Source organism: Hymenobacter jeollabukensis (assembly GCF_005771675.1).
In the GTDB taxonomy this organism is placed as follows: Bacteria; Bacteroidota; Bacteroidia; order Cytophagales; family Hymenobacteraceae; genus Solirubrum; species Solirubrum jeollabukense.
In genome coordinates this window covers 19,580-36,816 of the sequence record NZ_VAJM01000006.1, presented here as the reverse complement: position 1 = coordinate 36,816, position 17,237 = coordinate 19,580, and the positions used below count along the sequence as shown (strand labels likewise).

General features: G+C 65.8%; 16 protein-coding genes. 5 read left to right on the top strand and 11 right to left on the bottom strand.

Features of this window, described 5'->3' with window-relative positions; all coding sequences use genetic code 11:
* Window positions 1-13: 13 nt before the first annotated feature.
* The 3 genes from hisC to hisG all read right to left on the bottom strand — a co-directional run bounded on the left by hisC (window position 14) and on the right by hisG (window position 3,424).
* On the bottom strand, window positions 14-1,063 hold the full coding sequence (gene hisC / locus FDY95_RS13915) for a histidinol-phosphate transaminase (RefSeq protein WP_138078489.1): 1,050 nt from the start codon (window positions 1,061-1,063) through the stop codon (window positions 14-16).
* 104 nt (window positions 1,064-1,167) lie between these two features.
* A complete protein-coding gene (hisD, locus tag FDY95_RS13910; RefSeq protein WP_138078487.1) occupies window positions 1,168-2,457 on the bottom strand; it encodes a histidinol dehydrogenase in 1,290 nt (429 codons plus the stop codon).
* Between the two features lie 115 nt (window positions 2,458-2,572).
* Window positions 2,573-3,424, bottom strand: coding sequence for an ATP phosphoribosyltransferase (gene hisG / locus FDY95_RS13905; protein ID WP_138078485.1), 852 nt, complete (start codon window positions 3,422-3,424; stop codon window positions 2,573-2,575).
* Between the two features lie 515 nt (window positions 3,425-3,939).
* On the opposite strand from hisG, the gene FDY95_RS13900 reads away from it, so the two are divergent.
* From FDY95_RS13900 to FDY95_RS13885, 4 genes are all read left to right on the top strand, one after another.
* Window positions 3,940-4,800, top strand: a complete 861-nt coding sequence (locus tag FDY95_RS13900; RefSeq protein ID WP_138078483.1) for a DUF2911 domain-containing protein — start codon at window positions 3,940-3,942, stop codon at window positions 4,798-4,800.
* 110 nt (window positions 4,801-4,910) lie between these two features.
* Window positions 4,911-5,492: a Crp/Fnr family transcriptional regulator gene (locus FDY95_RS13895; protein ID WP_138078481.1), complete on the top strand. Its 582-nt coding sequence runs from the start codon at window positions 4,911-4,913 to the stop codon at window positions 5,490-5,492.
* A 70-nt stretch (window positions 5,493-5,562) separates the two neighbouring features.
* Window positions 5,563-6,291: a sterol desaturase family protein gene (locus tag FDY95_RS13890; protein WP_138078479.1), complete on the top strand. Its 729-nt coding sequence runs from the start codon at window positions 5,563-5,565 to the stop codon at window positions 6,289-6,291.
* 9 nt (window positions 6,292-6,300) lie between these two features.
* Window positions 6,301-6,738, top strand: a complete 438-nt coding sequence (locus FDY95_RS13885) for a hypothetical protein (RefSeq protein ID WP_138078477.1) — start codon at window positions 6,301-6,303, stop codon at window positions 6,736-6,738.
* Between the two features lie 135 nt (window positions 6,739-6,873).
* On the opposite strand, the gene FDY95_RS13880 is transcribed toward FDY95_RS13885, so the two are convergent.
* The 6 genes from FDY95_RS13880 to mnmA form a co-directional block, all read right to left on the bottom strand.
* Window positions 6,874-9,408, bottom strand: a complete 2,535-nt coding sequence (locus FDY95_RS13880) for a TonB-dependent receptor (protein ID WP_138078475.1) — start codon at window positions 9,406-9,408, stop codon at window positions 6,874-6,876.
* Complete coding sequence (rpe, locus tag FDY95_RS13875) at window positions 9,408-10,106, bottom strand: ribulose-phosphate 3-epimerase (RefSeq protein WP_138078473.1); 699 nt, start codon at window positions 10,104-10,106, stop codon at window positions 9,408-9,410. The genes FDY95_RS13880 and rpe overlap by 1 nt, the downstream gene beginning before the upstream one ends.
* Window positions 10,107-10,492: 386 nt before the next feature.
* Window positions 10,493-10,813, bottom strand: a complete 321-nt coding sequence (locus tag FDY95_RS13870) for a hypothetical protein (protein ID WP_138078471.1) — start codon at window positions 10,811-10,813, stop codon at window positions 10,493-10,495.
* Between the two features lie 163 nt (window positions 10,814-10,976).
* A complete protein-coding gene (locus FDY95_RS13865) occupies window positions 10,977-12,647 on the bottom strand; it encodes a S8 family serine peptidase (protein WP_138078469.1) in 1,671 nt (556 codons plus the stop codon).
* Between the two features lie 141 nt (window positions 12,648-12,788).
* Window positions 12,789-13,499, bottom strand: coding sequence for a hypothetical protein (locus FDY95_RS13860; protein WP_138078467.1), 711 nt, complete (start codon window positions 13,497-13,499; stop codon window positions 12,789-12,791).
* A 21-nt stretch (window positions 13,500-13,520) separates the two neighbouring features.
* On the bottom strand, window positions 13,521-14,699 hold the full coding sequence (mnmA, locus tag FDY95_RS13855; protein WP_138078466.1) for a tRNA 2-thiouridine(34) synthase MnmA: 1,179 nt from the start codon (window positions 14,697-14,699) through the stop codon (window positions 13,521-13,523).
* 182 nt (window positions 14,700-14,881) lie between these two features.
* Between mnmA and trpF the strand changes: the two genes are divergently transcribed.
* A complete protein-coding gene (gene trpF, locus FDY95_RS13850; RefSeq protein ID WP_171025680.1) occupies window positions 14,882-15,505 on the top strand; it encodes a phosphoribosylanthranilate isomerase in 624 nt (207 codons plus the stop codon).
* Between the two features lie 84 nt (window positions 15,506-15,589).
* Here trpF and FDY95_RS13845 read toward each other — a convergent pair whose 3' ends face one another.
* Together FDY95_RS13845 and trmB are read right to left on the bottom strand one after the other, a co-directional pair.
* Complete coding sequence (locus tag FDY95_RS13845) at window positions 15,590-16,429, bottom strand: maleylpyruvate isomerase N-terminal domain-containing protein (RefSeq protein ID WP_138078462.1); 840 nt, start codon at window positions 16,427-16,429, stop codon at window positions 15,590-15,592.
* Between the two features lie 118 nt (window positions 16,430-16,547).
* Window positions 16,548-17,207 carry a tRNA (guanosine(46)-N7)-methyltransferase TrmB gene (trmB, locus tag FDY95_RS13840; protein WP_138078460.1) on the bottom strand — a complete coding sequence of 220 codons (660 nt, stop codon included), beginning with the start codon at window positions 17,205-17,207 and terminating at the stop codon, window positions 16,548-16,550.
* Between the last annotated feature and the right edge of the window lie 30 nt (window positions 17,208-17,237).

Below are 17,237 nucleotides of genomic sequence, written 5' to 3'. Positions count from 1 at the left end.
GGCCGGCAAGGGCCTAGCCGGGATACTGGTGCAGGGCGGCGAGCAGCTGCTGGTTTTCGGCGGGCGTGCCCACGGTCAGGCGCAGGCAGCCGGCGCAGCCGGGCTGGGTGGTGCGGTTGCGCACCACGATGCCGCACCGGAGCAGGTATTCGTACACGGCGGTGGCATCGGGGCGGAAACGCACCAGCAGAAAGTTCGCGTCGGAGGTAAACACGTGCTCGACGATGCCGACGGCGGGCAAAGCCACCGCCAACTTTTCGCGCTCGGCCAGCAGCTCCCGGCGCATCTGCTCGAAACCACCGGTATCGGCCAGGCCGGCCAGCGCGTGCTGCTGGGTGGTTTCCGACACGTTGTAGGGCGGCTTGATCTTGTTGAGGTAGCCAATGAGCGCGGGCGAGGCGAAGGCCATGCCCAGGCGCAGCCCGGCCAGGCCCCAGGCCTTGGAAAACGTCTGCAGCACCACCAGGTTCTCAAACTCCGCCAGGCGCGAAGTCCAACTGGGCGCGGCGGCGAAGTCGATGTAGGCTTCGTCGACCACGACCAGGCCCGGGAAGCCGCGCAGGATACGCTCCACCGCCTCGGCGTGCAGCAGGTTGCCGGTGGGGTTGTTGGGCGAGCAGATGAACACCAGTTTCGCCGGTGAGGCCAACACCTTATTAATGGCGTCGTCGGAGAGTTGGAAGTCGGCCGTCAGCGGCACCCGTTCGATGGCCACGTCGTTGAGGTTGGCGGCCACTTCGTACATGCCGTAGGTGGGCGGCAAAATCAGGATGCGGTCCTGGCCGGGCACGCAGGTCAGGCGCAGCAGCAGGTCGATGGCTTCGTCGGAGCCGTTGCCGAGGAAAATCTGCTGGGGGCTGACCTGCTTGAGGCGGGCCACTTCGGCCTTCACGGCGCGCTGCAGCGGGTCGGGGTAGCGGTTGAAGGCCTGCCCGCCGGCCGAGCCGAGGCTATTCTCGTTCGCGTCGAGCATGACCTGCGCCGTGCCCTGGAATTCGTCGCGGGCCGAGGCGTAGGGTTTCATGGCCCGCACGTTGGGCCGGATGAGTTCGTCGAGGTTCATTGCGTTCAATGATCAATTATCAATGAACCATGAGCAATGCTGGGGATGTCCGACGCAAAAGTCGGCGCGCTTCCTCCCTATTGCTCATGGTTCACTGCTCATTGTTAATTGCCAATTGATTCCAGCCGCAGGGTCACGGCGCGGGCGTGGGCGCGCAGGCCCTCGGCTTCGGCCATGGTTTCGACCACCGGCCCGAGGGCCCGCAGCCCCGCCGGCGTGATGCGCTGGAAGGTGATTTTTTTCACGAACGAGTCGAGCGACACCCCGCTGTAGTTGCGGGCGTAGCCGTTGGTGGGCAGGGTATGGTTGGTGCCGGAGGCGTAGTCGCCGGCGGCCTCGGGCGTGAGGTGGCCCAGGAACACCGAGCCCGCGCTGGTCACCCCGGCGGCCAGTTCCTCGGCATTGTCCGTGGCCAGGATCAGGTGCTCGGGCGCGTACTGGTTGGAAAACTGCAGCATCTCGGCGGCGCTGGCCAGCAGGATGGCCCGGCTTTCCCGCAGGGCCTGCGCGGCCACGTCGCGGCGGGGCAGGTCGGCCAGCTGCCGCTGCACCTCGGCCGTCACGGCGTCGAGCACCGGCGCCGAATCGGACAGCAGCACCACCTGCGAGTCGGGGCCGTGCTCGGCCTGGCTGAGCAGGTCGGCCGCCACGAATACCGGGTTGGCGGAGGCATCGGCAATGACCAGCACCTCCGAGGGGCCGGCGGGCATATCAATGGCCACGCCGCGCTGGGCGGCCAGCTGCTTGGCGGCCGTCACGTAGCGGTTGCCGGGCCCGAAGATTTTGTCGACGGCCGGTACGGATTCGGTGCCGCCGGTCAGGGCGGCAATGGCCTGGGCCCCGCCGGCCTTGATGACGGTATCGATGCCGAGCAGCGCGGCGGTGAACAGAATAACCGGGTTGACGGAGCCGTCCTTGCCGGGGGGCGTGCACAGCACAATGTCGGGGCAGCCGGCCAGGCGGGCGGGCACGCCCAGCATCAGCAGGGTGCTGAACAGCGGCGCCGTGCCGCCCGGAATGTAAAGGCCCACGCGCTGCACCGGCACCGGGCGGCGCCAGCATTCCACGCCGGGCATGGTTTCGAGGCGCAGCTCGGCCTCGCGCTGGGCGCTGTGAAACCGCTCGATGTTCTGGCGAGCCTGCCGAATGGCGGCCTGCAAGTCGGCGGGCACCGCGGCGGCCGCGGCGGCCAGCTCGGCGGCGGAAACCCGTAACTCGGTCAAAGTGGCGCCGTCGAAAGTAGCCGCGTAGTGGCGCAGGGCCGCGTCGCCGCGCTGGCGCACGTCGTCGAAGATGGCGCGCACCCGCTGCTCCACCTCGGCGGCTTCAGCCTGGGCGGGGCGCTGCTGCAGCGCCGGCCACTGGGCCGGGGCGGGAAAATCAACTCGTTGCATTTCGGTGAACTGGTGAGATGGTGAACTAGTGAGTTTGATGTTCGGGAGGCCGGAACTGCGCATTTCGCGCAATCAGAACGACACTCACCACTTCACCATCTCACCAGTTCACCGCTTAGCTAATCATCTTCTCGATGGGCAGTACCAGGATGCCTTCGGCGCCGACGGATTTGAGTTGGTCGGTGATGTGCCAGAAGTCGTCCTCGTTGACCACCGACTGCACCGACACCCAACCGGCTTCGGCCAGCGGCGTCACCGTGGGCGACTTGATACCGGGCAGCAGGGCCTTGACCGCGTCGAGAGCCGCCACCGGGGCGTTGAGCAGGATGTACTTGTTGCGGCGGGCGCGGCGCACGGCCTGCATGCGGAAGCGCAGCTGCTCCAGCAGGCGGTGCTTTTCCTCCGTCAGCTGCGGGCTGGCAATGAGCACGGCTTCGGAGCGAAATACGGTTTCCACCTCGCGCAGGCCGTTGCCGAGCAAGGTGGAGCCCGAGGACACGATGTCGCAGATGGCGTCGGCGAGGCCGATGCTCGGGGCAATTTCCACCGAGCCGCTGATGGTGTGCAGCTGGGCCTGCACGCCCTGGCCGGCCAGGTACGTGCCCAGGATTTCGGGGTACGAGGTGGCAATGTTCTTGCCCTGCAGATCGGCCACCGAGGTGTAGGCCTCGCCGCGGGGCACGGCCAGCGAGAGGCGGCACTTGCTGAAGCCCAGGGGCTCGACTTCGAGCTGGGGCAGACCGGCTTCCACCAGCACGTTCTGGCCCACGATGCCGAGGTCGGCCACGCCGTCCTGCACGTAGCCGGGAATGTCGTCGTCGCGCAGGAAGAGGATTTCGAGGGGGAAGTTGGTGGCTTCGGTTTTGAGCTTGTAGGAGCTGCTGACGAAACCGATGCCGCATTCGCGGATCAGGCCGAGCGAGTCTTCGCTCAGACGACCAGATTTCTGGATGGCCAGACGAATCATGGAAAGGAAGGAAAAGCGGGAAACAACGCCGGCCGCGGCAAAGCGCACCGCTGCGTTGTCGAAAACATCATCAAAGGGGGCCGAGGTCCGAAGCGGGGCTGCTGTCAGCGGCAAGGGGCCAAAACCGGCGGGGCGACGTAGGTTCGGACCGTAGCCGAACGCCTATACGTAATTATTCCTCTCCCGGGGAGGAATGGTGGTGATGATGACCGGCATGCCCAGCCGCAGCGGCCCCATGCGGGGCGGCCGGCGACGTGGTAAGGCGCAACGAGGCGACGAGGGACATGCGGGATTTGGGAATTATGCGGGCAAAGGTACGCGGGAAAATCAAAACCCGAAATAATCCGCCCGAGAAATTGCCATTGCCGTATTTTCTTCCCCCGCTAACGTGCTTGGACTCACCGCGTCGGCGGCTCACATGATGATGTGAATTAAACCCTGAAGCGCCCCAGCTGTCGTACCTTGGCACTTTTCTTTCGGACTGCCTCGTTACGAACACACCCACTGCACCCGCTATGTCCCGCTTCTTTTGCCTTATTCTGGCCGCCCTGCTCGGCGCGGCCGAAGTTCACGCCCAGCAATTCGTACAGCCCCAGGCCAGCCCGCACGCCGTTGTCACCCAGACCATCGGCCTGACGGACGTGACCGTGGATTACCACACGCCGGGCGTGAAAAACCGCAAAATCTGGGGGCAGTTGGTACCCTACGAGCAGGTGTGGCGGGCCGGCGCCAACGAAAACACCCTCATCACCTTCGCCGACTCGGTGCGCCTCGGCGGCAAGCCCGTGGCCGCGGGCACTTACTCGCTCTACGTGCTGCCCTCGGCCGACCACGACTGGCAGCTCATCCTCAACAAGGTGACTAACCATTGGGGCAACGAGGGCTACAAGGCCGAGGACGACGTGCTGCGCGTGCCGGTGCTGCCCGAAACCACGCCCATGCGCGAGTCGCTGCACTACTGGTTTTCGGACGTGCGCCCCAACGCCGCCCGCCTGAACCTGTCGTGGGAAACGAAGACCATTTCGGTGTTTATCCGCACCAACGTGCACGCCAAGGTGCTGCAGAGCATGCAGGCGGCCATGAGCAAAACGCCCAACGACCCGCAGCTGCTGGCCGCCGCCGCCGATTACCTGATTCAGAACCAGATCGAGGCCGAGCTGGCGCTGAAGTACATCAACCGCGCCATCGAGCTGAATGAGAGCTACACCAACCTCTGGCTGAAAGCCCGCCTGATGGCCCAGAAAGAGGACTACCTCTCGGCCGTGGAAAGCGCCCGCCGCGCCATCAAAGCCGGGGACAAGGACGACGACAAGTTCAAAACCCAGCTGCCGGGCATGAAAGTGGCCCTCACGCAGTGGCAGTCGAAGGCGTACTAGCCCGCGCAGCGTCTTGATATACGCCCGCCGCCCCAAGAGCCCGGAATTCCGGACTTTTGGGGCGGCGGGCTTTTTCAGGGCACACCAGATTTCCTTTTCCCGATTCGCTTATGGACGCGCTGCTGCACCGCCTGCGGGCCCTTTACCCCCTTTCCGACCGCTGCCTGCAGACGATTACGCAGCTCATGCGCCGCGAGGAGCTGCCGGCCCGCCGGGCGCTGCTGGCCCCGGGCCAGGTGGCGGGTCGCATTTACTTCGTGGAAAGCGGGCTGGCGCGGGGCTACTACCTGCACGAGGGGCGCGAGGCCAACACCTGGTTTATGCACGAGGGCGACTTTCTGATTTCCATCGTGAGCTTCCTCACGCGCACCGTGTCGCAGGAGTTTATCGAGCTGCTGGAGGACAGTGTGCTCTACTCCATCAGCTACGAGCAGCTGCAGCAGCTTTACTGCGACTTCCCCGAATTCAACTACGTGGGCCGGATGCTGACGGAGCATTACTACGTGCTCAGTGAACAGCGCACCCAGCAGCTGCGCCTGCTGCGGGCCGAGCAGCGCTACGCCCAGCTGGTGCACACCTTTCCCGAGGTGCTGCAGCGCGTGCCGCTCAAGCACCTGGCCTCCTACCTCGGCGTGACGCCCGAAACTATCAGCCGCATCCGGGCCCAGGCCGCCGGCCGGGAGCGAAATTGATATTTATCAAGCGCGGGCCAGCGGCGGCGCGGGACTTTTGGGACATCGTTTCACCCCAGACCCCAGGCCCATGTTACCCATCATTTTCCTCGTTTTCGCGGGTTGTTTCGTGCTCGAACGCCTGCGCCCCGGCTGGCGCCTGCCCGTGGTGCCCACCTGGCCCGCCCGGGTGCTCCTGCTGAATGCCGTCCAATTGCTGGTGGTGCTGCTGGCGGGCATCAGCTGGGAAAAGTGGCTGTCGGCCTACTCCGTGTTGCACCTTTCCCGGCACGTGGGGCCGGTGCTGGGCGGCTTGCTGGCCTACCTGGTGGCCACGTTCGTCTTTTACTGGTGGCACCGCTGGCGTCACCGCGTCGATTTTCTGTGGCGGCACTTCCACCAGATTCACCACAGCCCACAACGGCTGGAAGTCATTACCTCCTTCTACAAGCACCCGGTGGAAATGGTCGTCAACTCCCTCATCGGCACGCTGCTGGTATTCACCTTGCTGGGGCTGAGCCCGGCGGCCGGGGCCATCTACACGCTGTGCACGGCCCTGGGCGAGTTTTTCTACCACACCAACGTGCGCACGCCGCAGTGGGTGGGCTACGTTTTCCAGCGGCCCGAGATGCACCGCATCCACCACGAATACGAGCACCACGCCCACAACTACGGCGACATCGTGTGGTGGGACATGCTCTTCGGCACCTACCGCAACCCCCGGGAATTCCGCGCCACCTGCGGCTTCGACAACGCGAAGGAGCAGCGCCTGCTCGACATGCTGCGCTTCCGCGACGTGCACCAGGACGCCGAGAAGTAATCCACGCCGATGCGTCCGCTCCCTTCCTGCTCGTTCGGCCCCACCCTGGTCTTTGCGGCCGTTCTACTGATACTCACGCTGCTGGCGGCCCATTTCTTCGCCCCGCTCGGCTGGCTGATTTCCCCGGTAGTACTCTACCAATCCGTCAAACCCCTGAACGCCGCGGCTGCCCGTCGCGGCTGGCGCGGCGGCTTTGCCCTGGCTACCCTCGGCCTGGTCTGCCTGCAGCACATGGGCCTGGTGCTGGTTGCTGGCGGTACCCTCGACACAGCCGGGCGCGGCTGGATGCTGCTGATGACGCTGGCCAGCGGCTTGGGCGTCTTCACCCAGCTGATTGACCTGGTCACGCCCGCTCCCCGGCCCTGGCCCGGCAAGGCGGCCATCTTATTGCTGTTTCCGCTCGGCCTTGCGCTGTACTTGTCCTGCTCCCAGCGCCTGGGTTTCTAACCGGCCTTGGCCAGCAGTGCCTCTCCCTTGATCCACGTGTTGCATCCTTACGCTCAATAGCTACCGCTTTATACAAACGCGTGCCCGCCCCGAACTTCGGGGCGGGCACGCCGCATTTGGGCCGTTGTAGCGGGTTTAGAACCGGGCAATGACGCGCAGGTTCACCACGCGCTGCGAGAGGTAGTTGGGTACGCCGTAGGTGGCCCCGTTCAGGTCCTGGATGTAGCTGTAGCCGGCCACGTTGTTGGCGGCCAGCACGTTGAGCACTTCCAGACCCAGCCACAGGCTTTCGGGCTGGTAGAACTTGCTGGACTTGATGGTGCGCAAGCTCAGCACCTTCGAGAAGCCCAAATCCACGCGCTTGTAGCTGCGGGTGAGCTTGCTGGTACCGCGCAGCTCGGGCACATCGGGCGGGCTGAAGGGCAGGCCGGAGCCGAAGACGAAGTTCACGTAGCCGCGCACCGAGGGATTGTTCGGCAGGTGGTCCTGGAAGAAGATGCCCAGGTTCACGCGCTGGTCCGAGGGGCGGCGGATGTAGCCTTTTTCCTTCTTGCCGATGGCCTTGCCGTCGGCGTCGAACACCGTGAGCGAGTCGCCCCGCAGGTTTTCGCGGGTGGTGAGCACGCCCAGGCTAAACCACGACTCGGCCCCGCGCACGAACTCCCCGCTCAGGCGCCCGTCGACGCCGGCCACGTAGGCCGTGGCCAGGTTCTTGGCGAAGTAGCGCAGGCGCACGTTGTCCACGTCGTACGGGATGACGTCGGTGAGGTACTTGAAGTAAGCCTCGCCGGTGAGCTTGAACGGGCGCCCCCAGTTCTTGAAGTTGTACTCGGTGCCCCCGATGACATGTACGGAACGCTGGGCCCGCAGCTCGGGGTTGAGCACGCCCTGCTGGTTGCGCAGCTCGCGGTAAAACGGCGGCTGGTAATACACCCCCGTCGCGGCCTTGTACGACACGCTCGGGTGACGGCGCGAGCGGGCCGAAAACTGCACCCGCGGGCTCACCGTCAGCTGCTCGTTCACCGACCAGTAGTGCAGGCGCACGCCGTAGGTCACGGTCCGCAGCGAGTCGAGGCGCCAGGTGTGCTGCCCGTAACCCTGCACCCGCGTGGAGGTCAGGTCCAGTTGCGTCTGCAGACGGGTGAAGCGCTTGGCCGGCACGTAATCGGCCGAATCGGTGAAGGCGTACTCGTTGAGCTGGTCGTCCACGTGCTCCCGGCCGGCTTTCACGCCGAAGCGCAGCTCGTGGCGCGGGGCCGGGTTGTAGGTGGCGCGGGCTTCCAGGGTGCCCAGCCAAGCCGCCAAGCGGTTGCGCGAGTGGTCGAAGCGGGAACCCACGTCGCGCTGGCGCACGGCCTGGTTGAAGTCCGGCGAGTTCGGGTCGCGGTTGATATCGGCCAGGCGGTAGGCCGCTTCCACGTCGCGCAGCTCGTACTCGCGGGTGAGCAGGCCGCCGCCGATCAGCTCCCCGGTCAGCTTCGGGGTGAAGTGGTGCGTCAGGTTCAGCCCGCCCTGGTAGGTGTCGTACTGCATCCGCTCGTGCCCGTCGTAGTAGATGAAGAGGCGCTGGAACTGGTTGGTGCCGGTGCTGAACGTCACCTGCCCCGACTGCGGGGCGAAGCGGTAGTTGTTGTGGGCCCAGGAGCCGAGCACGCCCAGGCTGGTTTTCTGCAGGTCGTCCTTGGGCCCGAGCCCGATGCGCACGTACAGCTGCCCGTCGGCGAAAGTCGGGTTGTAGGCCCCGCTCTGCTGGCGCAAGGAGCGCAGCACGTACTGCGCGTTTTTGTAGCGTACCCCGCCCAGGTAGCTCACCCGGCCCGATTTCGACACGTTTTCGTAACTCAGCGCCCCGCCCACCAAACTGCCCGTGGCCGTGAGGCCGCGCTGCGTGGGCTGCTTGTACTCGATGTTGAGCACCGAGGAGAGCTTGTCGCCGAAGCGCGGCTGCCAGCCCCCCGAGGAAAACTCTACCCGGTCCACTAGGTCGGGGTTGACGAAGCTCAGGCCCTCCTGCTGGGCCTGCGTGACGAGGAACGGCCGGTAAATCTCGATGCCGTTGACGTAAACCAGGTTTTCGTCGTAGTTGCCGCCGCGCACCGAGTAGGTGCTCGTCAGCTCGTTGGTCGACTGCACGCCCGGCAGGGTCTTCAGAATGGCGTTGAAGTCGCCGAAGGTCGAGGGAATTTCCTTGGCCGTGCGCGGCTCCAGCGTGGTCAGGCTGATTTGCTCGCGCGTGTCCAGGCCGCGCTGCCCGCGCACGGTCACGTTGTCGAGGGCGCGGGTACTGGCCTGCAAGCTCAGGCTCAGCTCGGCAGCGCCGTCGGCCAGTTCCCGGACCGAGAGCGTGCGGCGCACGGTGGCGTAGCCCAGGCGCTGCACCACCACCGTCAAGGAACCGCCGCCCAGGGAGCTGCTGGTGGGTCGGGCCGCGCTCAGCCGAAACCGCCCAGCCTCGTCGGTGCTGGTGCCGCCGGGCTGGCCTTCCACCGATACCGAGGCCTGCTCCACGGGCTTGCCGTCGGCGTCGCGCACGGTGCCGCGCAGCTCCACGCGGCCGGTGGCGGGTTGCTGGGCCAGGGCGGTGGCGGGCACTACGGCCGCGGCGGGGCCGGCCAGCAGCAGGGCCCGCACCGTTACGGTCGGCCAGAACGAGGGTCGACGTTTCGTCATTAATTCGCGGCGGAAAACAGGCCGTTGAGTTGGGCGCGCAGCTCGGCCAGGGTCGCTACGGGGTCGGGGGCGTTGAACACGAAGGAGCCGGCCACCAGCACGTCGGCGCCGGCTTCCACCAGCGGCAGCAGGTTCTGCTCGTTCACGCCGCCGTCCACCTCAATCAGCGCCTCGGAGCCCGCGTCGGTGAGCAGCTCCTTCAGCTCGGCCACTTTCTGCAGGGTGTGCGGAATAAAGCTCTGCCCGCCGAAGCCAGGGTTTACCGACATCACGCACACCAGGTCCACGTCCTGGGCAATGTCCTGCAGCACCCAGGCGGGCGTGTGCGGGTTCAGGGCCACGCCGGCGCGGCAGCCCAGCTTCTTGATCTGCTGGAGCACGCGGTGCAGGTGCGGGCAGGCCTCGTAGTGCACGGTGATGCCCGCGGCGCCGGCGTCGCGCACGGCCTGCAGGTAGTTCTGCGGCTCTTCGATCATCAGGTGCACGTCGAGGGGCTGCTTGGCGTGGCGGTGAATGGCCTGGAGCACAGGGATGCCGAAGGAAATATTGGGCACGAAGCGCCCGTCCATGATGTCGCAGTGCAGCCAGTCGGCGGCGCTACCGGCCAGGCGCTCGGTTTCGGCCTGCAGGTTGGCAAAGTCGGCGGCCAGCAAGGACGGCGCTAGCAAGGGCGTGATGCGGCGGGGAGAAGTGCTCATGACCGCGAAATTAGGCAATGGGGTGACAAGTAACAGGTGACACGTGACAGGTTAGGAGTGATTGAGTAATTAGGTGATTAAGGAACCAGGTGCCACCGGGCGGGGTGTTCCGGCTTATTCGTTAGCCGAGGCCGGTCGTGACAACGGCCAGGCGCCGGCCAGTATCGCCGATGAGCTGGGAGAACAAGACCTGGCCCCGACCGAACTGCCCCTAAACGAACGGCCCGGCCACAAAGTATGGCCGGGCCGTTGATAAGCCGATAGTCGCACCGGGTAAGCTGCGGGCACCGGACCGGGCGTCTCACCACACGCCCCGGCCCAACCGCCAGTCACCTTCTAACTCAACTTTTCACCTGTTACCTGTCACGTAGTACGCGTCACCGTTTCTACTCGCCTTTCTTCCAGGCCTGCCAGTCCAGCTCGCCCGATTCGCGGCGGCGCAGGAATACGGTCTGGTCGTCGCGCTGCATTTTGCCGAAGGTCAGGTCGCCGCGGCAGTCCAGGCACTTGACGGAGGTGTACTTGAATTTGTCCTGGGCCACGCGCGAGGTCAGGTCCAGGTTATCGGAGCCGCAGAGGCCGCAGGCGGCCACGTCGGGAAAGCTCAATCGGTCGTACTCGGCCACGACTTCGTGGAAGGAGCCGCCTTGTACGGTGAAGTGGAATTGGCGCCGGCCAATTCGCTTGGAGGTCATCAGTTGGAGCATGATGCGCTGTGCTTGAATGGTTCTGCAATACGATTTAAAGATAACCAATATTTTTAGCAATCCAAAATAATTAGCAATTAGCTTAACTAAAAAGCCCTCCCGCTGACTTGACCAGCGAGAGGGCTCGAAAACAAACAGTCCGCCAGGAGCTGCTGAAACCGGTTTACTGCCGCACAAAGCGCACCGTGCGCGTCTCGCCGCCGGCCTCCACCGTGCAGGTGTAGGCGCCGGGGCTGAGGGTGGGCAGCTGCAGCGGGGCCTGCTCGCGGCCCGTCGCGGCCAAGCGCCGCTCGTGCACCAGCGCCCCGCGGCTGTCGCGGATGCTCACGCGCAGGGCCTGGCGGCGGAAGGCCCCGGGCAGCTGCAACGTCAGCTCCGAGCCGGCGGGATTGGGAAACACGCCCAGCTCGTCGGCGGGGTTGCGGGGGGCACCGGCGGCCAGCGGGGCGCCGGGGTTGGCCAGGTTGTAGGCCCGCACGAAGTGGGGCACGCCGTAGCCGACGAAGTTGTCGGGGTTGGTAGCTTGGGTGCCGCTGCTGCGCAGGTACTGCCGCACCTGCTGGGCCGTGAGCGTGGGGTTGGCCTGCCAGAAACCGGCCGCCATGCCCGCCAGGATGGGACAGGCGTAGGATGTGCCGTTGCCCTGCAGAATGCCGTTGCCGGGCGAGAGGCCGGTGGCGCGCACGCCCCGGGCCGCGAGGTCGGGCTTGATGCGCCCGTCGGCCGAGGGGCCGATGGAGCTGAAGCTGCCGCGCACCAGCAGCGTATCCACCGCGCCCACGGTCAGCACCGAGTCGGCGTCGGCGGGGGCGCCGATGTACTGCCAGCTGTTGTTGCCGTCGTTGCCAGCCGAGTTCAGCACCAGAATGCCCACGCGGGCGGCCAGGTTGGCGGCGCGGCTGGCAATGGTGGTGCGCCCGTTCAGTTCGGCGTAGGTGTGGTCGGTGGAGGGCGGATCGAACGTGGTGTAGCCCAGCGAGGAGCTGATGACGTCGACGCCGAGCGAATCGGCGTATTCGGCCGCAATCAGCCAGTTGGCCTCTTCCACCGGGTGTTCGGAGCTGATGTCCTCGGTGATGCAGAGGTGGTAGCTGGCCTTGGGCGCCGTGCCGATGAAGTAGCCCGCCTGGTTGGCCGCCAGCGTCGAAAGCGTGAGCGTGCCGTGGTCGTTCTTCTCGTACACGCCACGGTCCTTGTCGACGAAGTCGAAAGTACTCAGCAGACGTCCATCCTGCCGCAGCGAGGCAAAGGCCGCCATCTGGTCCACGCCCGGAAAGCCCGCGTCGAACACGGCAATCTGCATGCCCTCGCCCCGGTAGCCGGCGTTGTGCATGGCCACGGCCCCGATCATCTGGGCCTGGCCATACGCCAGGCCGTAGTCAGCGGGCACGGCGGTGGTGCGCGGCGCGGCGGCGGGGGCCTGTTGCCGCACGGGGTTACGGACCGGCAACGAGGCGGCCGCATTGCGGTTAAGGGTGGTGGCCGTGCGCACGAAGGGCAGCGTTTGCAGCTGGGCCAGCGCCGTGGCGTTGCATTCCACCACGGCGGCGTTGAACCAGCGCGAGGTGTAGAGCAGGCGTACGCCGGCGGTGTTGCGCACCTGCGTGGCGTAGGCGGGCGTCACCGGCAGGTCGCGCGGGAGCACGGCAATGCCCTGCCGGGTGCGGCGCTGCACCGCCCGCGCCGACAGAAAGGCCTGCGGCTGCGCCACCGAGTAGGGCGTGCCGGTTTTGTCACGGAAATACACCAGGTGCCGCTGCACGGTTTGGGCCTGCGCCGCCGGCGCGGCCAGCGCGAGGGCCGCCAGCGCGAGTCCCAAAGAAAAAAGACGCATGAACACGAAGGAAAATGGGACAGGCAAGATACTGAATTAGCCGAGGAGCCCCAACGGACCGCTTTGACAGCTTGGTGGGCACAAAAACGCCCGCCGGCTTGCGCCAGCGGGCGTTACTTGTTTGGGTTGAAGCCGCCGGACTTACTGCGCCAGCGTTTCGGTGTGGGTCTTGCCCGAAACGATGTAGTTGGTTCCGACTTGGCAGGTGACGCCGCCCGTACCCTGGCAGTAGTTCAGGGCCCGCGACTCGCGCAGCACCGGCCCGATGCCCTTGGCAAACACCTGCCGCGAGTTGAACTCCTGGTAGAGGTTGTTGCGGTTCGGGTCGTCGTCGTAGGTGGTCAGGGTGTTGTCGTAGCTGCGCGCACCGGCCACGACGCTGGCGCCCACGGCCTCGTAGCGGCGGTTAACGGCCACGAGTGTGTCGCGGTCGTTGAAGGCGTTCTTGTTCCACTCGGCCCCATCGCGCACCGGGAAAATCAGCTCCACCGTACGCCAGTTGCTGCGGGTCAGCAGCAGGTTCTGGGCATTCACCGTCAGCGTCTGCACGCTGTCGACGCGCCAGGCATCCGTGGCCAAGGCCCGCGAGGAGCGCACCAGCTTGTAGGTCAGCGCGCCGGTGGCATCCTGGTAGGACTCGGTCAGCTGCTCGCGCACCTGCGAGCGGGTTTCGGTCGGGCGGTTGTTGGTGTAGCTGCGGTCCACCACGTCGTACACGCGCTCGGTGCCCACTTTCAGCGGGTAATAGTCGCGGCCCGAGGCGGTGGGCGCTTCGCTGGTGTTTTTGCAAGCCCCGACGAGGCCCAGGCTGAGCAGCAGGCCGGCCGCTACGGGAAATAACAGACGCTTCATAACGACAATAAAGTGGATGGCTTAGGCGGATACCCCGGCGCGGCCGACCACGGGCAGGGTCGGCACGCTGAGCCCGGCGGGGCTGCGCTCGATCCAGCCGCCGCCCAGCACGTCCAGCCCGTCGTAGAATACGGCGGCCTGGCCCGGGGCAATGGCGTGTACGGGCTCGGGGAAGTAAACGTACATTTTTCCGTCCTTTTCCTCCAGGAACGACGCGGCGCCCGAATGATTGTAGCGCACCTTGGTAATGGCCGGCACCAGCCCGCGTCCTTCCAGCGAGGCGAACTTGCCGTGGTTGAGGCGGCCGACCACCGTGGCGGTGCGGGCCAGCTCGTCGAAGTTGCCGAGCACCACTTCGTTGGCCTCGGGGCGGATTTCGACCACGTAGGCCGGGAAACCCAGGGCCACGCCCAGGCCCTTGCGCTGCCCGATGGTGTAGAACGGGTAACCCTCGTGGCCGCCCACCACCGTGCCGTCGGTCAGGACGAACTTGCCGCCGGCCACGCGCTCCTCCAGGCCCTCGACGCGCCGCTTGAGGAAGCCGCGGTAGTCGTTGTCGGGGATAAAGCAGATTTCGTAGCTCTCGGGCTTGTTCACCAGCTCCATGAAGCCGCGGTCGGTGGCCATCTGGCGGATTTCGGCCTTGCGCAGCTTGCCCAGCGGGAAGATGGTGCGCGCCAGGCTTTCCTGCGACACGCCCCAGAGGGCGTACGACTGGTCTTTGCCCTCGTCGAGGCCTTTGGTGATGACGTAGCGGCCGTTTTCCTCGCGCACCTGGGCGTAGTGGCCGGTGGCAATGTACTGGCAGCCGAGCTGGTCGGCGCGGCGCAGCAGCGCGTCCCACTTGATGTGGGTATTGCAGAGTACGCAGGGGTTGGGCGTGCGGCCGGCCAGGTAGCCTTCCACGAAATCATCGATGACGTGGCCGCCGAACTCGTTGCGAATGTCGATGATGAAGTGCGGGAAGCCCAGCTGCACGGCCACGTCGCGCGCGTCGTTGATGCTATCGAGCGAGCAGCAGCCGGTTTCTTTCTTGGAGCCGCCGGCCGAGGCGTAGTCCCAGGTTTTCATGGTCATCCCGACCACTTCGTAGCCCTGCTCGTGGAGTATCACGGCCGCTACGGACGAATCAATGCCGCCGCTCATCGCGACGAGGACGCGGCCTTTCGAGCCGGCGCCGGGGGTAGTTTCTACGGTCATAGAGTAGCGCCCGGGAGGTCAAAGTTCCCGGCCGAATGGCAAAGGTAACACCGGAAGCCCGCTCCGGGTTTCCTACCTTCGCGGCGGTGAGATGGTGAGATGGTGAAATGGTGAGTGTCGTTCACGCTGCCAGGATGCCCGAACATCAACTCACCATTTCACCATTTCACGATTTCACCGCCTTGGCTCTTCTGACTTCCGTCCTGGTTCGCGGCATCAACAACCTCTCCGACGCACGCTACTGCGCCGGCATGGGGGCCGACTTCCTCACGTTTCGCCTCGACCCGGCCCTGCCGGGCGCCGTCACGCCCGAGCTGGTGCAGGAGCTGAGTGGCTGGGTGGCCGGCGTGGAGCTGATCGGCGAGTTTGGGACTATGCCGGCCGAGCAGATCAACGCCCTGGCCCGGCAGTGCGGCCTGCACGCGGTCCTGCTGCACGGGCTCCGTTCGGTGGAAGAAATGGACGAGCTGGCCCTGCCCGCCTGGCTGCTGGTGGGCTGGGTGCCCGACATGCTGCCCGAAGACGTGGACCGCCGCTTCCAGCTGCTGGCCCCGCACGTGGCCGGCTTCGTGTTTGCCGAATTGCCCCCGCAGCCCCTCACCGAGGCCCAGCTGACACGCCTCACCGAGCAGGCCCGCACCTACCCCATCTGGCTGGCGCCCGGCTTTGCCCCCGGCACGGTGCGGCAGCTGCTCGACGCGGTGCAGCCCCGCGGCCTGGTGCTGGAAGGCGGCGACGAAATCCGCCCCGGCGTGCGCGACTTCAGCGAAATGGAAACCGTGTTCGAGGAGCTGGAAGTGGATTGAATCAGATGAGTAGATGAGCGGCTGAGTAGATGAGTGGATAGAATGTCCCCCCTATCTACTCAGCCGCTCATCTACTCATCGGCATTACACCATCACGGCCACTAAGTCCATGATTTTCTCGCCCAGCCACTGCTCGCCCTCGGTGTGCACGTGGCGGGCGGCGTCGGTGGGGTCCAACTCATTGCTGAAGAGCCGCCAGGCCACAGCGCCGTCGATGGTGACGGTGGCGTCGGGCGTGGGGCGCTCGGGCGTCAGCTCCCAGTGGTCGGCGGTGCGCACCAGCTGCCACTCCCCGGTCGCCGGGCCGCTCAAGCGCACGCGCAGCTGGGTGCCTTCGGGCGCCAGCACCGTGCGGTAGTGGTGCGGGAGGGCGCGCATGGAGGTTTGCAGGTAGGGCTCGTACAGAGTCGGGGCCAGCAGGGCGTCTTCGCCGCGGCCCACGGCCTGGCGGATCTGCTGCTGGTGGTGCCACTTTTCGGTGTACTCCCGCGCTACGTGAAACCAGTTCGCCGACTCGGCCTCTCCGGCCCAGGCCACGGCAAAAGCGGCCGGCGCCCAGGGGTCGAGGGTCGGCAGAAACGCGCTGTACTCGCGGCCGGTCAGCTCCAGCAGCCACACGACCACCTGCGGACTCAGGCGGCGGGTGGCCGTAATCCAGTCGGCGTTGAGCTGGTTGAGAAACTCCACCAGGCCGGTATGGGTGCCCATGTCGCCGGTGGGCGCCACGCCGAAGTGCCCGTCGCGCAGCATGGAGAGGGTGCGCAGGTTGCCGTCGAGCAGGTGCAGGGCCACGTCCATCACCCGCCAGCGCGGGGCCAGCGTCTGCCGCTCCCATTCCTCGGGCGTGAGCGTGCGCAGAAAGTCGAGCAGCAGCCGGTCCAGCTCGGCAAACAGCGGCAGCGTAACGATAGGCGGTTGCTTCATGGGTAACAGGTGACGGGTAACACGTGACAGGATTTCTGGGTGATGAGGTGACAAGTAACAGGTGACACGTGACAGGTCAGCACGGCCAGCCTGTCACGTGTTACTTATCACCTGTTGCCTATTCAAACGAAAAGTGCAGATACTTGATGGGCACGCCCAGCGCGCGGTACCGCCGCTCGTAAGTGGTCTGGATGTCGTACGCGTGCGGCAGCAGGCCGGTGGTCTGGTAGAGGTCTTTGGTGAAGACCAGGTTTGGGGCCGGCTGCTCCTGCAGCAGCTCCAGGGTGTAGTCGAAGAGCAGGTCGGAGTCGGTTTTGAGGTGCACCAGCCCGCCGGGGCGCAGCAGCTGGCGGTACAGCTCCTGGAAGCGCGGGGCCGTGAGGCGGCGCTTGGTGTCGCCCAGGCTGGGGCGCGGGTCGGGGAAGGTAATCCAGATTTCGTCCAGCTCGCCGGGGCTGAAGTGCTCCAGCAGCTTTTCGGCCTGCATGCGCAGGAAGCCCACGTTCGTCAGGCCCTTTTCCTCGGCCAGCTTGCTGCCGCGGTACATCCGCTCCCCCTTGATGTCGAGGCCCAGGAAGTTGCGCTCGGGGTAGCGCTCGGCCATGCCCACGGTGTACTCGCCCTTACCGCAGCCGATTTCCAGAGTGATGGGGTTATCGTTCTTGAAGAAATCGGCCTGCCAGCGGCCGCGCAGCGCCCCGAAGGTGTCCTTGCCCGGCTCGACGATGTCGGCCCGCTGGGCATTTTCGGCGAAGCGCCGGAGTTTGATTCGACCCATCTAGAGGTGAACTGGTGAAATGGTGAAGTG

Excerpts from the sequence above, each read along its gene's own strand:
- hisC (WP_138078489.1), bottom strand. The coding sequence starts at position 1,063 with ATGAACCTCGACGAACTCATCCGGCCCAACGTGCGGGCCATGAAACCC.
- hisD (WP_138078487.1), bottom strand. The coding sequence starts at position 2,457 with ATGCAACGAGTTGATTTTCCCGCCCCGGCCCAGTGGCCGGCGCTGCAG.
- hisG (WP_138078485.1), bottom strand. The coding sequence starts at position 3,424 with ATGATTCGTCTGGCCATCCAGAAATCTGGTCGTCTGAGCGAAGACTCG.
- FDY95_RS13900 (WP_138078483.1), top strand. The coding sequence starts at position 3,940 with ATGTCCCGCTTCTTTTGCCTTATTCTGGCCGCCCTGCTCGGCGCGGCC.
- FDY95_RS13895 (WP_138078481.1), top strand. The coding sequence starts at position 4,911 with ATGGACGCGCTGCTGCACCGCCTGCGGGCCCTTTACCCCCTTTCCGAC.
- FDY95_RS13890 (WP_138078479.1), top strand. The coding sequence starts at position 5,563 with ATGTTACCCATCATTTTCCTCGTTTTCGCGGGTTGTTTCGTGCTCGAA.
- FDY95_RS13885 (WP_138078477.1), top strand. The coding sequence starts at position 6,301 with ATGCGTCCGCTCCCTTCCTGCTCGTTCGGCCCCACCCTGGTCTTTGCG.
- FDY95_RS13880 (WP_138078475.1), bottom strand. The coding sequence starts at position 9,408 with ATGACGAAACGTCGACCCTCGTTCTGGCCGACCGTAACGGTGCGGGCC.
- rpe (WP_138078473.1), bottom strand. The coding sequence starts at position 10,106 with ATGAGCACTTCTCCCCGCCGCATCACGCCCTTGCTAGCGCCGTCCTTG.
- FDY95_RS13870 (WP_138078471.1), bottom strand. The coding sequence starts at position 10,813 with ATGCTCCAACTGATGACCTCCAAGCGAATTGGCCGGCGCCAATTCCAC.
- FDY95_RS13865 (WP_138078469.1), bottom strand. The coding sequence starts at position 12,647 with ATGCGTCTTTTTTCTTTGGGACTCGCGCTGGCGGCCCTCGCGCTGGCC.
- FDY95_RS13860 (WP_138078467.1), bottom strand. The coding sequence starts at position 13,499 with ATGAAGCGTCTGTTATTTCCCGTAGCGGCCGGCCTGCTGCTCAGCCTG.
- mnmA (WP_138078466.1), bottom strand. The coding sequence starts at position 14,699 with ATGACCGTAGAAACTACCCCCGGCGCCGGCTCGAAAGGCCGCGTCCTC.
- FDY95_RS13845 (WP_138078462.1), bottom strand. The coding sequence starts at position 16,429 with ATGAAGCAACCGCCTATCGTTACGCTGCCGCTGTTTGCCGAGCTGGAC.
- trmB (WP_138078460.1), bottom strand. The coding sequence starts at position 17,207 with ATGGGTCGAATCAAACTCCGGCGCTTCGCCGAAAATGCCCAGCGGGCC.